The 19,442-nt window shown below is 28.7% G+C and carries 17 protein-coding genes, 1 pseudogene and 1 riboswitch; of the genes and pseudogenes, 10 read left to right on the plus strand and 8 right to left on the minus strand.

What is annotated here, in order from left to right; genetic code table 11:
* Positions 1 to 25: 25 nt before the first annotated feature.
* Positions 26 to 946: a bile acid:sodium symporter family protein gene (locus AVBRAN12640_RS07000; RefSeq protein ID WP_336608796.1), complete on the minus strand. Its 921-nt coding sequence runs from the start codon at positions 944 to 946 to the stop codon at positions 26 to 28.
* Positions 947 to 1,076: 130 nt separating this feature from the next.
* On the opposite strand from AVBRAN12640_RS07000, the gene polA reads away from it, so the two are divergent.
* The 4 genes from polA to motB are packed head-to-tail and all read left to right on the plus strand — an operon-like array spanning position 1,077 to position 6,377.
* Positions 1,077 to 3,683, plus strand: a complete 2,607-nt coding sequence (gene polA, locus AVBRAN12640_RS07005) for a DNA polymerase I (RefSeq protein ID WP_336608795.1) — start codon at positions 1,077 to 1,079, stop codon at positions 3,681 to 3,683.
* A gap of 11 nt (positions 3,684 to 3,694) precedes the next feature.
* Entirely contained in the window at positions 3,695 to 4,837 is a 1,143-nt protein-coding gene (locus AVBRAN12640_RS07010) for a GGDEF domain-containing protein (protein ID WP_214118318.1), read from the plus strand.
* A gap of 35 nt (positions 4,838 to 4,872) precedes the next feature.
* Entirely contained in the window at positions 4,873 to 5,646 is a 774-nt protein-coding gene (gene motA / locus AVBRAN12640_RS07015) for a flagellar motor stator protein MotA (protein WP_214118320.1), read from the plus strand.
* 2 nt (positions 5,647 to 5,648) lie between these two features.
* Positions 5,649 to 6,377: a flagellar motor protein MotB gene (gene motB / locus AVBRAN12640_RS07020; protein ID WP_336608794.1), complete on the plus strand. Its 729-nt coding sequence runs from the start codon at positions 5,649 to 5,651 to the stop codon at positions 6,375 to 6,377.
* A gap of 285 nt (positions 6,378 to 6,662) precedes the next feature.
* Here the strand turns inward: motB and thiD are convergent, their stop codons facing one another.
* The 5 genes from thiD to AVBRAN12640_RS07045 are packed head-to-tail and all read right to left on the minus strand — an operon-like array spanning position 6,663 to position 10,408.
* Entirely contained in the window at positions 6,663 to 7,418 is a 756-nt protein-coding gene (gene thiD / locus AVBRAN12640_RS07025; protein WP_336608793.1) for a bifunctional hydroxymethylpyrimidine kinase/phosphomethylpyrimidine kinase, read from the minus strand.
* Entirely contained in the window at positions 7,387 to 7,941 is a 555-nt protein-coding gene (locus tag AVBRAN12640_RS07030; protein WP_336608792.1) for a hypothetical protein, read from the minus strand. The genes thiD and AVBRAN12640_RS07030 overlap by 32 nt, the downstream gene beginning before the upstream one ends.
* Entirely contained in the window at positions 7,917 to 8,534 is a 618-nt protein-coding gene (thiE, locus tag AVBRAN12640_RS07035; protein WP_336607409.1) for a thiamine phosphate synthase, read from the minus strand. Before thiE ends, AVBRAN12640_RS07030 begins: the two co-directional genes overlap by 25 nt.
* On the minus strand, positions 8,518 to 9,312 hold the full coding sequence (gene thiM, locus AVBRAN12640_RS07040; RefSeq protein WP_336608791.1) for a hydroxyethylthiazole kinase: 795 nt from the start codon (positions 9,310 to 9,312) through the stop codon (positions 8,518 to 8,520). The genes thiE and thiM overlap by 17 nt, the downstream gene beginning before the upstream one ends.
* Entirely contained in the window at positions 9,275 to 10,408 is a 1,134-nt protein-coding gene (locus AVBRAN12640_RS07045) for a cytosine permease (protein WP_336608790.1), read from the minus strand. The genes thiM and AVBRAN12640_RS07045 overlap by 38 nt, the downstream gene beginning before the upstream one ends.
* A 44-nt stretch (positions 10,409 to 10,452) precedes the next feature.
* Positions 10,453 to 10,553, minus strand: a riboswitch (TPP riboswitch).
* 216 nt (positions 10,554 to 10,769) lie between these two features.
* On the opposite strand from AVBRAN12640_RS07045, the pseudogene AVBRAN12640_RS07050 reads away from it, so the two are divergent.
* The 5 genes and pseudogenes from AVBRAN12640_RS07050 to AVBRAN12640_RS07070 form a co-directional block, all read left to right on the plus strand.
* A pseudogene (locus AVBRAN12640_RS07050) lies at positions 10,770 to 11,546 on the plus strand (putative hydro-lyase); the annotation flags it as partial.
* 29 nt (positions 11,547 to 11,575) lie between these two features.
* On the plus strand, positions 11,576 to 12,235 hold the full coding sequence (gene pxpB / locus AVBRAN12640_RS07055) for a 5-oxoprolinase subunit PxpB (protein WP_214120413.1): 660 nt from the start codon (positions 11,576 to 11,578) through the stop codon (positions 12,233 to 12,235).
* Entirely contained in the window at positions 12,232 to 13,155 is a 924-nt protein-coding gene (locus tag AVBRAN12640_RS07060; protein ID WP_214118339.1) for a biotin-dependent carboxyltransferase family protein, read from the plus strand. The genes pxpB and AVBRAN12640_RS07060 overlap by 4 nt, the downstream gene beginning before the upstream one ends.
* The gene (locus AVBRAN12640_RS07065) at positions 13,145 to 13,882 is read left to right on the plus strand and encodes a 5-oxoprolinase subunit PxpA (protein WP_336608789.1); all 738 of its coding nucleotides are present in this window, start codon (positions 13,145 to 13,147) and stop codon (positions 13,880 to 13,882) included. The genes AVBRAN12640_RS07060 and AVBRAN12640_RS07065 overlap by 11 nt, the downstream gene beginning before the upstream one ends.
* A complete protein-coding gene (locus tag AVBRAN12640_RS07070; protein WP_214118343.1) occupies positions 13,882 to 15,054 on the plus strand; it encodes an NRAMP family divalent metal transporter in 1,173 nt (390 codons plus the stop codon). Before AVBRAN12640_RS07065 ends, AVBRAN12640_RS07070 begins: the two co-directional genes overlap by 1 nt.
* Positions 15,055 to 15,103: 49 nt before the next feature.
* On the opposite strand, the gene AVBRAN12640_RS07075 is transcribed toward AVBRAN12640_RS07070, so the two are convergent.
* Both AVBRAN12640_RS07075 and ppsR read right to left on the minus strand, forming a co-directional pair.
* The gene (locus AVBRAN12640_RS07075) at positions 15,104 to 16,081 is read right to left on the minus strand and encodes a catalase (RefSeq protein ID WP_336608788.1); all 978 of its coding nucleotides are present in this window, start codon (positions 16,079 to 16,081) and stop codon (positions 15,104 to 15,106) included.
* 76 nt (positions 16,082 to 16,157) lie between these two features.
* The gene (gene ppsR, locus AVBRAN12640_RS07080) at positions 16,158 to 16,976 is read right to left on the minus strand and encodes a posphoenolpyruvate synthetase regulatory kinase/phosphorylase PpsR (RefSeq protein ID WP_336608787.1); all 819 of its coding nucleotides are present in this window, start codon (positions 16,974 to 16,976) and stop codon (positions 16,158 to 16,160) included.
* A gap of 55 nt (positions 16,977 to 17,031) precedes the next feature.
* Between ppsR and ppsA the strand changes: the two genes are divergently transcribed.
* Complete coding sequence (ppsA, locus tag AVBRAN12640_RS07085) at positions 17,032 to 19,392, plus strand: phosphoenolpyruvate synthase (protein WP_336608786.1); 2,361 nt, start codon at positions 17,032 to 17,034, stop codon at positions 19,390 to 19,392.
* Positions 19,393 to 19,442 lie beyond the last annotated feature (50 nt).

The raw sequence follows: 19,442 nt of genomic DNA on the forward strand, positions 1-19,442 counted from the left end.
AAAATTAAAATAGGAATTTCAAATATTAAAATCTTCTAAAAATTGTTGCTAAAATCCCACCTGAAATATTGTGCCACACGCTAAATAAAGCAGCCACAACAGCAGCTAAAGGATAAGCAGCAAAATGAGTAGTTGCTAGTGAAGCAGCTAAGCCTGAGTTTTGCATTCCTACTTCTATTGCTAGAGTTTTTTGTTTTGCTAATTCTAATTTAAAGATTTTTCCCGCAAAAAAGCCTAAAAGATAGCCTAAGACATTATGAAGCATTACAACTACTAAAATAATGCCTAAATTATCTAAGATTTTTGTTGCGTTCGCACCAACTACGCTCATTACTATAGCTACAATTCCAAAGGTTGAAATAAGTGGCAAAATATCTTGTAATTTTTCAGTAATTTTAGGTAAAAATTTATGAGCTAAAACACCTAATAAAATAGGAATAATTATTACTTGAATAATGCTAACAAACATTGAAATAGCGTTAATATCAATGCTTTTTCCAACTAACAAATAAGTAATAAATGGAGTAATTATCGGAGCTAAAATCGTAGTGCAGCTTGTAATACTAACTGATAAAGCAACATCAGCTTTTGCTAGGTAGCTAATCACATTTGAGCTAGTGCCACCAGGACAAGCACCAACTAAAGCAACACCTATTGCTAAAGCACTATCAAGTTTGAAAACAAAAATCAAAACAAAAGCTATAAAAGGCATTATTATAAATTGTGCAAAAATACCTATAATCACATCTTTAGGTCTTAAAAATAATTCCTTAAAATCACTAGCTCTAACGCTAAGCCCCATTCCAAACATAATAATTCCAAGCAAATAATTAACATAACTTGTCTTAATAATATTAGAAATACTTGGATAAAACAAAGCAAAAGCAGTGCAAACTAAAACCAAAATAGCTAAATTTTTTGAAATAAAATCGCTAATTTTTTTCATAAAATCTCCTTTAAAAAACACGAAATTTATTAAATTAAACTTTAAAGTAAATTAAAAATGAAAATTAGTTTTTATTAGTTTTATTAATTATTCTTTTGATAACATAAAGGCAAAATCAAAGGTAGAAAATATGAAAAAAATAATAGTAGTAGATACTTTAAATGTGCTATTTCGCTCTTATTATGCGATGAGGAATTTAAAAAGTGCAAAAGATGAAAAACCAATAGGAATGATATTTGGTTTATTAAATTTTATGTTAAAAATTGTTGAAGAAATTGAATGTGATTATGTAGTTTTTGCACTAGATAGCTCGGGCGGGTCATTTAGAAAAGAGCTTTTGCCTGATTATAAGGCTAATAGAAAAGAATTAGAGCCTGAATTAAAAGAGCAAATTCCAGTATGTATCGAGCTTATTAAAAAATCAGGATTTTTATCAATAGAAATTCCTAATTATGAAGCTGATGATATTATTGCTAGTGTTAGTAAGTTTGCTAAGCAACAAGGCTTATTTACTAGCATTTATTCAACCGATAAAGACCTTTATCAATTGCTTGATGATAATAATACCGAGTTAATTGGTAAGAATTATGAGATTATAAATGAGTTAGCTTGTATTGAGAAATTTGGAGTTAAGCCTTATCAAATGCTTGATTATTTAACCTTAGTAGGCGATAGTGCTGATAATTTTAAAGGTATTCCTGGTATTGGACCAGTTGCTGCTAAAAAATTATTAAACGAATACGATAGCCTTGATAATGTATATAAAAATCTAAATGTATTAGGCAATAAAAGTTCTCAAAAAAAATTAGCCGAACATAAAGATGATGCGGTTTTATCTAAAAAATTAGCAAAATTAGTTGATGATTTGCCTTTAGGAGATTTTCTAAGCAAGGCTAGTAAGCCAAGTATTAATATATTTAATAATATTGAAGATGAATTAAGAGAATTTGAATTATTTAAATTCTTAAAATTTATAGATAAACAAAGCGAGATAAAAGAAGAAAAACAAGTAAGCTTAAAATATACAAAAACCTTATTAGATGATAAAGAAGAATTATTTAAGATTATAGACAATTTAGGCGATGAGGTTGGATTTGATACCGAAACAACAGGGCTTAATTATGATGATAAGATAGTTGGATTTTCGTTTTGCAATCAAGATAAAAGCTATTATGTTCCAATACTACATAAAAATGCAAAAAATATTGCTAAAGAAGATGCAATAAAAGCTATAAATAAGATATTTGAAAAAGTAATAATAGGTCATAATCTAAAATTTGATTTAAAAATGCTGAAAAATGACTTAGGTATTTCATATCCAAAGAAATTTAAAGATAGTATGATAGCTGCTTGGCTACTTGATTCAAGTTCTAAATACTCACTTGATTATCTTGCTAAGGAGTATTTTGATTATACTTGTTTAGCTTATGAAGAAGTAGTTAAAAAGGGCGAAAATTTTAGCGATATTGATACCAAATTAGCTTGTGAATATGCAAGTGAAGATGCGTTTATAACCAAAGCAATTTATGAACACGCTTTTAAAAACTTAGATGATGAACGTAAAAAAGAATTTGATTTTGAATGTGAGTTTATTAAAGTTTTAATTTCTTTAGAAAATAATGGAATTACACTAAATAAAGAAAAATTATTAAATCTTCAAAATATATTAGAACTTAATTTAAAAGAATTAGAAAATCAGATATTTAATATGGTTGGCTTAAGCTTTAATTTAAATTCTCCAAAGCAACTTAAAGAGATTTTATATGATAAATTAAAATTACCTGATAATCATAAAGGCTCAACCAATGAAGCAGCCTTGCAAAGCATAGAGCATCCTATTGCTGAATTGATTTTAGAATATAGAACCGCTAGCAAAGTCCTTAGCACCTATGTTTTACCATTGCTTGAGTTAAATGTAGATAATCAAGAGAATTTCAAAGTGCGTTCAAACTTTTTACAAACAGGCACAGCAACAGGAAGGCTTAGCTCAAATAATCCAAATCTACAAAATATCCCTGCTAGAAGCAAATATGCAAGTTTTCTAAAAGAAGCTTTTATCCCGCAAACTGGTTATTCGTTTATTAGTCTTGATTATTCTCAAATTGAGCTTAGAATGTTGGCTCATTTTAGCCAAGATGAAAATTTATTAAAAGCATTTTTATTTGATGAAGACATTCATACAAGAACTGCTATTGAGATTTTTGGCACGAGCGATAAAGATAAAAGAAATTATGCAAAAAGCATAAATTTTGGTCTAATTTATGGAATGGGTGCTAGAAGACTTAGTGAAGAGTTAAAAATACCATATAGTGATGCTAGTGATTATATTAAAAAATATTTTGCTTCTTTTAGTTTGATTAAAGAATATTTTGAAAATACAAAAAAACAAACAAAAGACTTAGGTTATATCAAAACGCTTTTAGGTAGGAAAAGATTTTTCAAATATACAAATGATATTAAGATAAATAATGCAAACGATAGAGAATGTATAAATAGCATTTTGCAAGGTTCGGCAGCAGATTTAATTAAATTAGCTATGATTAAGATTTATCCATATTTGAGTGAAAATGCAAAATTGATATTGCAAATTCACGATGAGTTAATTTTTGAAGTAAAAGATGAATATGTATTAGAATTTTCAAAAATAGCTCAAAATATAATGGAAAATGCTTATGGTTTAAAAGTTAAACTAAAAACGAGTTTGAGTGTTGGGAAAAGTTGGGATAAATTAAAATAAAGGGAAAGGTTATGGAAATAATATTTGCTTGGAATAAAGACTATGAAACAAATATTGATAATGTTGATAAGCAGCATTATTATTTAGTGCAATTAATCAATGAACTAGCTTTAAAATTAAGCGAAAAGAATTTAAATAAAAATGAGTTAGATGAAGCTTTTAATGGTATTTTAAACTATGCTAAAGAGCATTTTTCAGAAGAAGAAATGCTAATGCAAAATGTAAATATTTTTAGTGATTTTTTTCAAGAGCATAAATTAAGTCATAAAATGTTTATAGAACAAACTAAGCAATTATATGATGATGTTGGAGATGGCACTAATAAAGAAGCTGTTAAGAGTTTGTTAGAGTTTTTGATTTCTTGGCTTGCTTTTCATATTTTAGGGATTGACCAAAATATGGCAAAACAAATAGAATTAATTAATCAAGGTCTTGAAGCTAAAGAAGCTTATGAGATAGTGGTTCAAAATGAAAATAAGCAAACAGCACCTTTAGTAAAAGCTCTTAGTAATCTTTTAAATGTTGTAGTTAAGAAAAATAGCGAATTATTAGAGCTTAAAAGAAATCTTGAATTAAAAGTGAAAGAGAAAACAAGAGAATTAGCAGCAACAAATCAAACTTTAAGAAGTATAGCTTTAACAGATGTATTAACAAATTTACCAAATAGAAGACATTTATTTGAAGTTTTAGAAGTTATTTTAAATGAAGCGAAAGAAAATTCGTTAATTACAAGTGGTTTAATGATTGATTTAGATAATTTTAAAGAAGTAAACGACACTTATGGACACGAAATGGGCGATAAGGTATTAAGAGAGTTTTCGCAAACAATCAAAGAAACTATTAGAACTGATGATGTTTTAGCAAGACTTGGTGGAGATGAGTTTTTTGTTTTACTACCAAATACAGATATTGATGGTGCTATGTTGCTAGCAAAAACACTTTTAAATGTTACTAGAAGTTTAAATATTCAAGTAGGAAATAAGTTAGATGATAGATGGAAAAGTAGTATTAGTATAGGAGTGGCTACAATTTTACCTACTACTATTACAAATTCTAATGATTTTATGAAAAAAACCGATTTAGCAGTGTATGCTGCTAAAAATGCTGGCAAAAATTGCATAAAAGTATATAATGAAGAAATTTTAACTAAATGAATGTAATATTTTAAGATTTAAATAAAGGAAAAAATGTGGATTTAACAACGGTCTTAGGAATGGTTTTAGCTCTTACATCTATTTGCGTAGGGGATATTTTAGAAGGTGGTAACCCATTACACCTTATTCATATTTCATCGGTTTTAATCGTTTTACCAACAGCATTTTTCTCTACTATGGTTGGAACGAATAAATATTTTATAAAAGGAGCTTTTAAAGAGCTTAAAATAGTTTTTAAAGGTAGTGGGGTTAATTTTCAAGCAAGAACCGATCAGTTAATAGAATTTGCTTCTATTGCTAGAAAAGATGGGCTTTTAGCACTTGAACCAAAAGTAGCTGAAATAGATAATCACTACTTAAAATCAGCAATGATGATGATGGTTGATGGTAAAGATGTTGAAGAGATAAAAGAAAGTATGGAGCTTGATATTTCTCATTCAGAAACTTATTATGATGAGTGTAGGGAATTCTTTTGTCGTGTAGGTGAGTCTTGTCCTACATTCGGACTTGTTGGAGCGGTGTGCGGTCTTATGCTAGCACTTCAATTACTTGATAATCCGCAAGCAATGGCAATGGGTATTGCGGGTGCATTTACGGCTACGGTTACAGGGATTTATTGTTGTTATGGAGTGTTTGTGCCTTGGGGAAACAAAATCAAAGGTAACGGACATGATTTAATAGTAGAAAAAGAGCTTATGATGGCTGGGGTAGTTGGTATAGCAGAAGGTGCAAATCCAAGAGATTTAGAGCAAAAGCTATTTTTATATTTCCCACATGGTTTAGTGCCTAAATCACAATTTGGTGAATAATAATGTCTAAGAAAAAAAAGTGCCCACCAATACCAGCATGCGAGAAATGGGCTGTTCCTTTAGCAGACTTTTTCTCATTATTACTAGCGTTATTTATCGCACTTTATGCTATTGCTTCGGTAAATACTGATAAAGCAAAGGCTTTAACTAAAGAATTTGTAAAGATTTTTGATTTTCCAAGCACGCAGGTGGTAGAAAAAGAGAGTAAAACAGATGGCAAACATAGTCCATCAAATAACGAAGAATCTCGTGCTTTACAAGCTCAAAATATAAATCAGCAAGAAAGTATAGAAAAACTAAAAGCTATTTTAGATCAAAGAGAAAACCAATTTTATATGGAACTTCCTTCAATATTGTTTTTTAACAAAGACGAAACTAGAGTTGCAAATAGTGATGATATTTTATATCTTAAAAGAATTAAAATGATTATGCAAGGCTTAGGAGATGGGGTTCAGCTTGAAATTCGTGGATTTAGCGATAATGATGATAGTTATTTAACAAGTTTTGATTTAGCAACTGCAAGAGCTAGAGAAGTCCTTGAGATACTTATTAAAAGCGGGGTTGATTCATCAAAACTTAGTATCAAAAGCTATGGAGCAAACAATCCTAGATTTGATAATAATAGTTTAGAATCTATCAAAAATAATAGAGTTGAATTATATTTTAAAACTGATATAAACGATATAAAATCTCAAAAAACAATACTTGATGCAGTAGAAAAAGTTAAATAATTTTATATATTTAAAGTTTTAAGGAATTTCAAATTCTTTTAAAGCTTTAAATATTATATTTTTACTACTTTTATCTTTTATAAATTAATAATAAAAACCTTATACTTATTTTACATATAATTAATTGTGTAATTTTGTAACAATTTTAGTTAAGTTTTTATATTTTTACTTTTCTTCACATTTTTTCACACTACATTTTCAAAAAGGAGAAAAAATGAGACCAGAAGAGTTAAGAGCTTTAATTTCAAAAAACATATTTTAAAATTAAAGCTTAAAACTATAATGCTAAAAATGATTTAATAATTTTACTTTGTAATTAAAATTAAAGCTATTTTTTAAAGCATTACTTACATAATCTTTTGCATTTTTACAAGCTGTTTTAATATCTTCGTTTAAAGCTAAATTACAAGCAATTGCAGAGCTTAGAGTGCAACCCGTGCCGTGAGTTACAATATTTTTTATTTTTTCGCCTTTAAAAATCGTAATTTCACCATTTTCGCTTAAAAAATCACTTGCTTTTAAATGCCCGCCTTTTAATAAAACCTTGCATTTTAGAGTTTTTTCTAAACTTTTTGCTGCATTTATTGCATCTTTTTCATTTGTGATTTTTTCGCCTAACAAAACTTCAGCTTCATATAAATTTGGAGTAATCAAATAAACATTTTTTGCAAAACCTTTTATAGCATTAATTGCCCTTTCATCAAGTAATCTTGCACCACTTGTAGCCACCATTACTGGATCTAGTACGATTTTACTATATCCATTTAGAGTATTTTTAACACAATTTATAATTTCTTCATCATAAAGCATTCCGATTTTTATGTAATCTATTTCGCATTCATCAAAACAAGCTTTTATTTGAGCTTTTATAAAATCTGCATCAACCCTTAAAACGCCAAAAACCCCGCTAGTATTTTGAGCAGTTAAGGCTGTAATTACACTCATTGCATACATTTTATGAGCTTGAATTGTCTTTATATCAGCTTGCAACCCAGCCCCACCAGATGGGTCACTTCCAGCTATACTTAATATCTTTTTCATTTAATTCTCCTATGTTTTTAATGTTTATTTTTGCATTTTCGCAATTGATTCCAATGCTAAAAATGTCGTTTTTATTAGCTAAATCAATTATTTTAGAGCTATCATCAATTAAAATAAATTTATTAGTATTTAGCTTATTCATACAAGTTTTTAAAGCTATTTGAGTAGTTTTTAAATATTTTCTTTCATCTTGAATGAAAACAAATTCATCTAAAATATCAAATCTTTTTAAAACAAGTTTTGCAAATGGACTAGCTGTATAAATACACTTTTTATAAGCTTTAAATTTGGCTAAAAACTCATTTACACCTATACATAAATTAGCTTCTTTGCTATAAAAATCAATGCAAGTTTTAATGATTTTTTTACTTAATTTAGTTTTGTTTAATTCATCAATTTTTTTAAGCCCATCATAAAAACTTAAATCATCTAAATTATATCCATTAGCTAATTCTTGCCAAAAGCCAACGCTATCAATGATTACGCCATCAAGGTCAATTATAAAAGAGAAATCTTTTTCCATAATTTTTCGCAATTTGCTTTATAATTTTGATTTTCATAAATCGCACTTATACAAGCTATATTTTTTATTTTAAATTCTTTTAAATTGTCTATATTTTGATAATTTAATCCTCCTATTGCCACTTTAGGAATGTTTATTTCTTGCACTATTTTTATTAGGTCATTTTTGCTTAGCATTTTTGCATCTTTTTTAGTATTGCTCTCATAAATTGCTCCAATGCCTAGATAATTTGCTCCTAATTGTAAGCCTTTTAACGCTTCTTCATAATTACTTGCACTTATTCCTAAAAACATATTTTTTGGTATTTTTAGATTTTTGTTTATATCACTTTGTCCTAGATGAATACCATCAGCATTTAGCTTAATTGCAAGGTCTAAATCATCGTTTATTATTAAAGCTACTTTTTTTATTTCACAAAGATTTTTTAATTTTAAAAGTGTATTAAGGCTATAATTGTTCGCTTTATTTCTTACTTGAAAGCAAGTTACATGATTTGCAAATAAAATCTCACAAATATCTAATAATTCATCTTCTTTAGTGTATATATCATCACTAATTGCATAAAATCTTAAAATTTCATCTAAGTTTTTCAATTTTTATCCTTTCTTTTATGGTAGTTCCATCAATTTTGCTTAACTCATCAATTAAGTGCATTTTAAACGACATAGTGCCATTTGCTTTAGTTTCGGCTATTTCAGCACTTATGTTAAATGCACTTATACCTGTGATTACAGAATTTAATTTATCATCATTTGCCCCAACAAAAACGGCTAAGATATTGCCTAGCATACAACCTGCACCTGTGATTTTCGTCTGCATTGCCGAACCATTGCTTAGTATAAAAACATTCGTTTTGCTGATAATAAAATCATTTTTACCTGTGATTACCAAAATAGTTTTATGTTTTTTAGCAAAATCAATGTATTTTTCTAAATCATTTTGATTTATTTCATCACTACTATCGCAGCCACTTGCATTTAATGTCTTATTTACTAGATAATTTATCTCGCTTGCATTGCCTTTAATTACACAAAACTTTATATTTTGCATTAAATATTTACATAAATTATTTCTTGCATTACTAACTCCTGCTGCAACGGGGTCAAAAACAATAGGAATATTTAATTCATTTGCCTTTAAGGCTGCGTTTTTATGGGCTTTTATTAGATTTTCGTTTAACTGCCCGATATTTAGCAAAACCGCATTACTAATTGTAACAATTTCGCCAACTTCTTCATAAAAATCTCCCATAATAGGTGAGCCACCAACAGCTAAAATAGCGTTAGCTGAGTCGTTTATCGTTACATAATTTGTAATACTTTCTACTAAAGTTTTATGATTTCTTGTTTTTTGCATAATGTTTTGATACATATTCTCCTCCTAAGGTTAAAATTAAAATGATTAAAAAAGTTAAAATTGATGCTAAAAAATCAAAATAAATCAGTATTTGATAAATTAAAAATCCAATAAACCAAATTAAAAAATTTAATTTAGCTGAATTTTTTAGTTTAAAACAATATACACATACCATAACCGATGCCATAGGTAAAAATACTGAACTTAATGTATATAAAAAATTTTCATATAAAGAAAAAGGTATAAAAATAGCTATTAATAAAGCAATAAAGATTATTAATAAAATTGTAATTTTATTACCAAATTTATTATTTATATTTTTAATACTTTCATTAGCTGAAAAAATGTCTAAATATGTTGTTGTTATTGTTGAAAAAATAATCAAAAATATTATTAACATTGATAATTTTAAAGTGATTAAAAAACTAGAAAGGTCGCTATAGTATTTCATAGTTAAATATCCAATTATATACATAAGCGAACTTCCTAGAAAATACGCAACTGAAGCTATTAAGCTATCTTTTATTGGATTTTTAAAATATTTTGTATAATCACCAACTAATGCAAGCCAAGAAATTGGCATAGCAATACTTAATTCAATAGCATTTATCAAGTTTATTTTATTAACTTCTATTTGGTTTAAATTAAGATTAATTAAGTTATAAAAAATATAAATTACTATCAAAAAAAGTATGCAAACTATAAAATTATTTATTAACATTAATAAATTTTGTTTTAAGAATAGCCATATTATTAAAAGTGATGATAACAAAATTGTTACTAAGTTAAAATTTATATTTGGATATAGTCCATTTAGCAGTATTGCTGCATTCATAATCATAACTGCACTCCAGCAAATTAAAGCTAGAAAATTGCAAAATGAAAAGAATATTTTGCCATTTTGTGAGTAAAAATATTTAAGACTACCCATAGCATTGCATTTTAGTTTAGTACTAATATACATCATAGCAAAAAATAAAATTCCACCTAAAAAATGTCCAAAAAATATAGCAAATAAAGAATCGCTTAAAATAAGACCTGAAAATAAACTACCGGCTTCAATTTCAGCTAGCGAAATACTAGCTCCAAGCCACAAGAAAAAATTACTCATACAACTCTCCATAAAATCAATTTATGGGAATGCTAAGAAAGGATTAGAAAAATTTTGCATCTCCCTACGCTGGCATTACCCAAACAGGTTCAAAGGGTCAAGACTATTACGCCTACTCTCAGCTTTCGCTCCCCTAAAATTATTATTCTAATTAAAATTAGTTATGAAATAGATATATAAAATATTACAATAATTATTTGTTATATTGCAATAATTTCTTAATTTTTAATATAAATAATCAATATATTTAATACTTATTTTATATATAATTAATTGTGTAATTTTGTAACAATTTTAGTTAAGTTTTTTATATTTTTACTTTTCTTCACATTTTTTCACACTACAATTTCAAAAAGGAGAAAAAATGAGACCAGAAGAGTTAAGAGCTTTAATTTCTAAAAATGAATTTAGCAAACCTACAGCAGGGGTTTGTAAAGGTTATGTTCAAGCTAATCTTGCGATTTTGCCTAAAAGTGATGCTTATGATTTTTTATTATTTTGTCAAAGAAACCCTAAACCTTGTCCTTTAATTGAAGTCTTAGACGCGGGAGAATATCTTACAAAAACAAGTGCAAATAATGCAGATATTAGAACTAGTATTCCTAAATATAGAATATATAAAAAAGGCGAATTAGTAGAAGAGACAAGCGATATTATTAATCATTTTAAAGATGATTATGTGAGTTTTTTAATAGGTTGTTCGTTTTCATTTGAAGCAGCTTTATTAAATCACAATATACCTTTAAGACATATTGAAGAAGATCATAATGTGCCTATGTATATTACAAATATTGATTGTGCAAGTGCCGGTAAGTTTTATGGAAAAATGGTTGTTTCAATGCGACCAATTAAACATAAAGATTTAATCAAAGCTACAACTGCAACAGCTCTTTATCCTAGCGTGCATGGAGCACCTGTTCATATAGGAAATCCTAGTGTAATAGGTATTAAAGATATTAATAATCCTGATTTTGGAGACGCATCTACTATTTATCCTGATGAAGAATGTGTATTTTGGGCTTGTGGGGTAACTCCGCAAAGCATAGCACTTACTAGTAAGCCTGATATTATGATAACTCATTCTCCTGGATATATGTTTGTAACGGATAGAAAAGATAGCGAATATAGTGTGTTTTAGTATTAAAAAAATAAATTTAAAGGATGATTATGTATAACAAATTTAAAATTACAAGCGAAACTTCATTGCTTTTATATCTTGAGCCTCCAATAAGCATAGAAAAACAACGCCTATGCTATGCACTTAATTTAGTAATTAAAGATATGCCTTATATAAAAGAAGTAGTGGTCGGAATGAATACTCTTTATGTCTTAACAAGTGATTTAAATTATAAGGATTTATTAGATTTACAAAGTAAATTAAATGAGTTAATTACTAGCACTAAACCACTAGAGCTATCAGGAAGATTGATTGAAATTCCTGTTGATTATGGTGGGGATTTAGGACTTGATTTAAAAGTAATTGCAAAGGCTAAAGGTATGAGTATGAGTGAGTTTGCTAAATTACACGCCGAGCCTATTTATGATGTTTATTTTATAGGTTTTCAACCAGGATTTGCATATTTGGGTGGATTAAATGAGATTTTACACACTCCAAGGCTTAGCACCCCAAGACTTAAAATTCCAGCAGGTTCGGTTGGTATAGGTGGAGCTCAAACAGGAATATATCCTTATCAAAGTCCAGGTGGATGGAATATCATAGGAAATACAAAGGCAAAATTATTTGATGTAAATAGCGAAAATCCGAGCCTTTTAAAAGCAGGTGATAGATTAAAATTTGTAATCAATAGCATTAAGGAGAGATTATGAAAATTACAAAAATATCATCAATTGCAACTATTCAAGATTTAGGTAGGTTTTCATATAAAAGTTATGGGGTAAATGAGAGTGGGGCTTTAGATAAGTGGAGCTTTATGTTAGGTAATGCTTTATTAGGAAATGACTTAAATGCACCTGCAATTGAAGTGATTTTAGGTGGGATAGAAATATATTGCAATAAGGCAATGACTTTTTGTATCACAGGGGCAAATTATGAAGCATTCATAGATGAAAAGCCAATTCATAATAATTATAGAATTAGAATTGAAGCAGGAAAAACTCTTAGATTAATAAGAGCTATGTCAGGAATGTGTGCTTATATTTGTGCTTATGGTGGTTTTAGTGCTGATTTTGTTCTTAATTCAGCTTCTACAAATCTTAGCGCATCTTTTGGTGGATTTAATGGTAGAGCATTAAAAGTAGGCGATGAATTAAGCATAGGTTCAAGAATGAATTTATCTCAAATAGCAGTATCTAGGATAAAACCAAGAGATAAAATAAGAATAATTAAAGGTGCTGAATGGGAGCTTTTTAGTGATGAAGCAAAGCATAATTTATTAAATCAAGAATTTAATATATCAAGCTCAAGTAATAGAATGGGATATAGGCTAAATAGTGATTTTAAACTTAATTTAATCAATGAATTAAGCTTACCATCTCACGGAGTTAGTGCAGGAACTATTCAAGTTCCAAGTAGTGGAGAGCCTATAGTTTTATTAAAAGACGCACAAACAACAGGCGGTTATCCAAAAATTGCTCAAGTTATTGAAGCTGATTTAGGGCTTTTTGCTCAAAGTAGAATTAATTCTAAGATTAGTTTTGAATTAGTAAGTATTGAAGAAGCTCTAATGGCAAAAAAAGAAAGAATTTCACATATAAATCAAATAAAGGAGTATGCAAGTGAGAATTGATTTTAATTCAGATTTAGCTGAAGGTATGCAAAATGATGATGAGATATTAGCTTTAATAAGCTCTGTTAATGTATGTTGTGGGCTTCACGCTGGCGGATATAAAGAAATATATAATACCTTAATTAAAGCTAAAGAATATAAGCTAAGAATAGGAGCTCACCCAAGCTTTAATGATAGGGCAAATTTTGGAAGAACTAATGAGAATTTAAATAAAGAATTATTACAAGCACTACTTGCTTATCAATTTGGTGCGATTAAGCAAATGTGCGAATTAGTAGGGGTAAAATTAAGCTATGTTAAACCGCACGGAGCTTTATATAATATGGCTTGTGTTGATTTAGACTTAGCAAAAAATATTGCAATAGAAGTTGCAAAATTAGGCAAAAATATAGCATTAATGGGGCTTAGCAATTCTTGTTTAATTAGTGCAGCAAATGATGTAGGTATTAATAGTATTAGTGAAGTTTTTGCTGATAGAAGATATACAGATGATGGTTTATTAGTATCAAGAACTAAAGAAAATGCTTTAATTGAAAATGAAGATGAAGCAATAAATCAAGTATTAAATATGATAAAACATTCATATGTAATCAGTGAAAATGGTAAAAAAATTAATATAAAAGCTGATAGTTTATGCGTTCATGGAGATAGCAAAAAAGCACTTTTATTCGCACAAAAAATCAAAAAAACTTTAGAAGAAAACAATATAAGCATAAGGAGTAATTAATGAAAAATAATAAAGCTATATTAGGTGCTGCATTTTTAATGGCTACTTCAGCAGTTGGACCTGGATTTTTAACTCAAACTGCTAGCTTTACACAAAGCTTAGGGGCTAGTTTTGCTTTTATTATTTTAATGTCGGTTTTAATGGATATTGGGGTTCAATTTAATGTATGGAGAATTATTGCAGTTAGTAAATTAAAAGCTCAAGATATTGCTAATAAGGTCTTTCCAGGTGTAGGATATTTATTATCATTTTTGATAATTTTAGGTGGACTTGCATTTAATATAGGTAATATTGCAGGTGCTGGACTTGGATTTGAGACTATTTTTGGGATAAATCCTATTTTAGGAGCTTGTATTAGTGCAGTAATTGCTATAGGTATTTTCATTAATAAAGACGCAGGTGCACATATGGATAGATTTGCTAAGATTTTAGGTGCTATATTAATACTTATAATAATTTATATTGTGTTTAAATCAAATCCACCTTTAAAAGAAGTGGCTATTGAGACATTTGCTCCATCAAAATTTGATGCTTTAAGCTTAGTTACTTTAATAGGCGGAACGGTTGGCGGATATATTACTTTTTCAGGTGCTCATCGCTTACTTGATGCGGGGATTTGTGGTGTTGAAAATCTAAAAGAAGTTAGTAAAAGTTCGGTTTCAGGAATAATTATAGCTAGTATTATTAGGGTATTTTTATTTTTAGCAGTTTTAGGGGTTATTTCTTTAGGCGTTAGTTTAAATCCTAACAATCCAGCTCTTACTCCTTTTGAATATATTTTGGGTAATTTTGGTAGTGTTGTTTTTGGTATTGTAATTTGGGCTGCTTCTATTACTTCAGTGGTTGGTTGTGCTTATACATCAGTTAGTTTTATATCAAGCTTTAGTCCTTGGCTTAAAAAGAATGAAAATAATATAATAATAGCTTTTATTATATTTTCTACTTTAGTATTTTCAACTATAGGAAAACCAACTGCAGTATTAATTTTGGTAGGGACTTTAAATGGTTTTATATTGCCTATTGCTTTATGTGTGATATTAATTGCAGCTTATAAGAAAAACATAGTAGGAGATTATAAACACTCTAAATTACTAGCTTTAATAGGTTGGTTAATTACCATTGCTATGGCGTATTTGTGCTATGTAACTTTAATGAAATATATAAACTCTTAAAATAATTAGAATTTGAAATTAATATTTCAAATTCTAAAACCCCTTTAGCTTATTGTCTATAACCAAAAGTTATTACATAAGCTTCGTTTCTTGGTATAAAAAGTTCATCTTTTGGCTCATATACTCCTTTTGCCATATCCCAAGGAAAATATACATCAAGATTGCAATCTAAGCCATTATATTGTGTAAGTTGCAAAGTCCCTGCGAAAATTTGCTTGTGTTCTCCTTGCCATAAAGCATTTGTTGAATACAATTCATCATTTTCATTTGGTAATGTAAAAAATAATTCATATTCAATAGGAGCATTTTTTATTTTTTCTTGAAAATCTTTTGCTAAATAATCATTGCTTGTTGTTTTTATTTCTTCTTCGCTTAAAAATTTAACTCCATCTTTTGGTTTAAAAGTCCATCTAGCTGGAAATTTGTTATTGTTTTTATCATCAAAGAAAAAAGTATGAACGCTATAAAATTGAGTATTAGCAACGCTTTTTGAAAACCCTATATTTTTAGTATATTCTGCAAAATTTTTAAAAGATTGAACTTCGCTAAAAGCTTGTTTTATTTTTTCTTTATTTACATTACCATTTTCATCAGGTAATTGCATTTCGTGAAAATATCCAAATTCTTTTAGAGTTTTTGCAAAATTAATTGGATTGCTTAGCATTACCATAGTCCAATTATCATTATCTCCTTCTAACTTAATAGCTAAACCCCTTGCTTTACTTTTATCATTTAATTCACCACCACCTAAAGAAACTCTTCCATTTACAGGTATGCTTTTTTGTTTAAATAGCTCAATATTGAAATATTTATTAATATTACTATCTGGCTTAAAAACTCCACCTACGCAAAAACCCTTATGATGATTTGGTTTTTTGCTTTTATCTCCCATAACATTCAACTTTACAATAATATCTGCTAGTTTTTGAGCATCATATTCTTTTGCAGCAATTTCTTCATTTATATTGTTAGCATACAAACTAATTGAAAGAGTTGTTGCGATACTAATTTTTATAAGATTTTTCATTTTTATCTCCTTAATATAAATATAAAAAATCTTATAAAATAAATATTAATAATTAATAATTATTTTTAAGTAATAATTAATTATGTATATCAAATATATCTAATAAAGTAGAAGTTACTTCTTCTATGCTTTTATTTGTGATATTTAAAAATGGGATATTGTTTATCTTCATTAAAAATTCTGCATTTTTTACTTCATTTTTACAATTAATTATACTTGCGTATTCAGAATTAGGCAGCCTTTCGTTGCGTATTTCACTTAGGCGATATGGGTCTATGCTAAGACCAAAAAGCTTGTTTTTATAAGGTTTTAAAGCATTAGGCAAAGCACAAGCCTTAAAATCATCAGGAGTTAGTGGATAATTTGCTACCTTAATTCCATATTGCATAGCAAGATAAAGGCTAGTTGGTGTTTTTGCTGATCTTGAAACCCCTATTAAAATTATTTGAGCATTATCAAGTGCGTAGATGAATTGTCCATCATCGTGCTCTAAAGTAAAATTAATAGCTTCTATTCTATTTTGATAATTTTTATTATGAGTGTTTGAGTGAGATAGACCTTGTTTTATGCTAGGTTTTACATTTAATTTATTTGAAATTAAGCTAACAAAAGGCTCTAATAAATCTATAAAAACACAATTAGAATTCTTAATATAATTAGCAATATTTACATTAATTAAAGTGCTAAATGCTAGCGGAATATCAGTTTTTGCTAATTCATTAATTTTATTTGCAACCTTAATTGCCTTTTCTTCAGTATTTATAAAAGGCTCTCTAATTTGTGTGAAAACATATTCATCTTCAAATTGAGCTAATACCGAGTGAGCAAATGTTTCAGCGGTTATTCCTGTTCCATCACTTATAAAAAACACAATTTTTTTATTTAATTGTTTCATTTAAGTTATCCTTGCTTGTTAAAATAAAATAATTCTATCAAAAAGGAGTGTGAAAATGGAATATGTTTTAGCTTTTTCAAAACTTAGAATGAGCGATGTAGAAATAGTTGGTGGTAAAAACGCTAGTTTAGGCGAGATGATTTCAAATCTTGCTAGTAGTGGGGTTAGAGTGCCTGATGGTTTTGCAACTACAGCACAAGCTTTTAGAGATTTTTTAAAATACAATAATTTAGATGAAATAATTACTAATGAGTTAAAGAATTTAAATCCTGATGATTTAGATGCACTTGCTAAGTGTGGTGCAAAAATTAGAAGCTTAATAACTAAAGCTAATTTTCAGCCTTTATTTTTAGAGCAAATCATTAAGTTTTATAAAGAATTAGATAGCGATGGGTTAGGCACTTTTGCTGTTCGTTCATCAGCTACCGCAGAAGACTTGCCTGATGCTTCTTTTGCTGGTCAGCAAGAAACTTTTTTGAATGTTAGTGGAATTGATGATATATTGGATAAAATCCGTTTGGTTTTTGCATCACTTTATAATGATAGGGCGATTTCTTATAGAGTGCATAAGGGTTTTTCACATTTTGAAGTATCGCTTAGTGCTGGTATTCAGCGTATGGTAAGAAGCGATAAAGGAAGTAGCGGGGTTATGTTTAGCCTTGATACTGAAAGTGGATTTAAAGATGTTGTATTTATCACTTCATCTTATGGATTAGGCGAATGTGTGGTTCAAGGCTCGGTGAATCCTGATGAGTTTTATGTATCAAAAATTTGCCTAAAAAACAATAATAAAGCAATAATTTCAAGAAAAATCGGCTCAAAGCTAATTAAGATGGAATTTAAAGAAGAAAGAAAAGCAGGAGAAAACGCCGTAAAAGTAGTAGATGTAGCTAAAAATATGCAAGATAAATTTAGCCTAAATGATGAGCAAATAAACGAACTTGCAAGATATGCTTTAATTATAGAAGAGCATTATAAAAGACCTATGGATATAGAATGGGGATTAGATGGATTAGATGGTAAGATTTATATACTTCAAGCAAGACCTGAAACCGTTCAATCTCAAAAGAAAAAAGATATAAGCTATAAATTAAAAGAAGAATCAAAAGTCCTAATAACAGGTAGAGCAATAGGACAAAAAATAAGCGTTGGGGTAGTTAAGGTTATAAACGATATTAGCGAGATTTCTCGTGTAAATGCTGGAGATGTAATAGTTACTGATATGACAGATCCAAACTGGGAACCTGTTATGAAAAAAGCCGCAGCAATAGTTACAAATAGGGGTGGTAGGACTTGTCATGCAGCAATTATTGCAAGAGAGCTAGGAATTGGTGCAGTTGTTGGCACTAGCAATGCTACAACTATATTAAAAGATGGAGATTTAGTAAGCGTTAGTTGTGTTCATGGAGATGAAGGTAGGGTTTATGAAGGGGCATTAAAATACGAAGTAATTGAAAATGAAGAATTTGAAATGCAAAATTGCGGTGTAAAAATAATGATGAATGTGGGAAATCCTGCATTAGCATTCAAATTCGCACAAATGCCAAATGATGGTGTAGGACTTGCTAGACTTGAGTTTATTATAAATAATCACATAGGCATTCATCCTAATGCTATTTTAGATTATGACAATATAAATGATGATTTAAGAAATAAAATAAATGAAGCTAGTAAAGGCTATTCTAATGCAAGAGAATTTTTTGTATCAAAATTAGCCGAAGGTATAGCTACAATTGCGACTGCTTTTTATCCTAAGCCTGTGATTATTAGACTTAGTGATTTTAAGACTAATGAATATAGAAAATTATTAGGCGGAGAATTTTACGAAATGCACGAAGAAAACCCCATGCTAGGATTTAGAGGTGCAAGTAGGTATTTAGCTCCTAGTTTTGCGGAATGCTTTAAGCTTGAATGTGAAGCTTTAAAAATAGCAAGAGATGAAATGGGGCTAAATAATATTGAAATTATGGTGCCTTTTGTAAGGACTTTATCACAAGCAAATTCAGTTATAAATCTATTAGCAAAAAATGGCTTAAAGCGTGGCGTAAATGGCTTAAGAGTGATTATGATGTGCGAAGTGCCTAGTAATGCTATTTTATGCGATGAGTTTTTAGAATATTTTGATGGTTTTAGTATAGGCAGCAATGATTTAACCCAGCTTACTTTAGGACTTGATAGAGATAGTGGAATGGATATTTTAGTGGCTGATTTTGATGAAAGAGATGAAGCGGTTTTATTTATGTTAGAAAGAGCAATTACAGCTTGTAAAAAAGCAAACAAATATGTAGGAATTTGTGGTCAAGGTCCAAGTGATCATATAGATTTAGCTGTTTGGCTAAAGCAAAAAGGCATTAGCTCAATGTCACTTAATCCTGATAGCGTTATTAGCACTTCAAAACGCCTAGCTAATATTTAAAAATAGTTAATTTACATTGCTAAAAATAAAAAAGCAATGTAAATTTATTT

This window comes from Campylobacter sp. RM12640 (assembly GCF_020137595.1).
Lineage (GTDB): Bacteria > Campylobacterota > Campylobacteria > Campylobacterales > Campylobacteraceae > Campylobacter_E.

Excerpts from the sequence above, each read along its gene's own strand:
- AVBRAN12640_RS07070 (WP_214118343.1), top strand. The coding sequence starts at position 13,882 with ATGAAAAATAATAAAGCTATATTAGGTGCTGCATTTTTAATGGCTACT.
- AVBRAN12640_RS07075 (WP_336608788.1), bottom strand. The coding sequence starts at position 16,081 with ATGAAAAATCTTATAAAAATTAGTATCGCAACAACTCTTTCAATTAGT.
- thiM (WP_336608791.1), bottom strand. The coding sequence starts at position 9,312 with ATGTATCAAAACATTATGCAAAAAACAAGAAATCATAAAACTTTAGTA.
- ppsA (WP_336608786.1), top strand. The coding sequence starts at position 17,032 with ATGGAATATGTTTTAGCTTTTTCAAAACTTAGAATGAGCGATGTAGAA.
- thiD (WP_336608793.1), bottom strand. The coding sequence starts at position 7,418 with ATGAAAAAGATATTAAGTATAGCTGGAAGTGACCCATCTGGTGGGGCT.
- AVBRAN12640_RS07030 (WP_336608792.1), bottom strand. The coding sequence starts at position 7,941 with ATGGAAAAAGATTTCTCTTTTATAATTGACCTTGATGGCGTAATCATT.
- pxpB (WP_214120413.1), top strand. The coding sequence starts at position 11,576 with ATGTATAACAAATTTAAAATTACAAGCGAAACTTCATTGCTTTTATAT.
- AVBRAN12640_RS07000 (WP_336608796.1), bottom strand. The coding sequence starts at position 946 with ATGAAAAAAATTAGCGATTTTATTTCAAAAAATTTAGCTATTTTGGTT.
- AVBRAN12640_RS07045 (WP_336608790.1), bottom strand. The coding sequence starts at position 10,408 with ATGAGTAATTTTTTCTTGTGGCTTGGAGCTAGTATTTCGCTAGCTGAA.
- motB (WP_336608794.1), top strand. The coding sequence starts at position 5,649 with ATGTCTAAGAAAAAAAAGTGCCCACCAATACCAGCATGCGAGAAATGG.
- AVBRAN12640_RS07010 (WP_214118318.1), top strand. The coding sequence starts at position 3,695 with ATGGAAATAATATTTGCTTGGAATAAAGACTATGAAACAAATATTGAT.
- ppsR (WP_336608787.1), bottom strand. The coding sequence starts at position 16,976 with ATGAAACAATTAAATAAAAAAATTGTGTTTTTTATAAGTGATGGAACA.
- polA (WP_336608795.1), top strand. The coding sequence starts at position 1,077 with ATGAAAAAAATAATAGTAGTAGATACTTTAAATGTGCTATTTCGCTCT.
- AVBRAN12640_RS07060 (WP_214118339.1), top strand. The coding sequence starts at position 12,232 with ATGAAAATTACAAAAATATCATCAATTGCAACTATTCAAGATTTAGGT.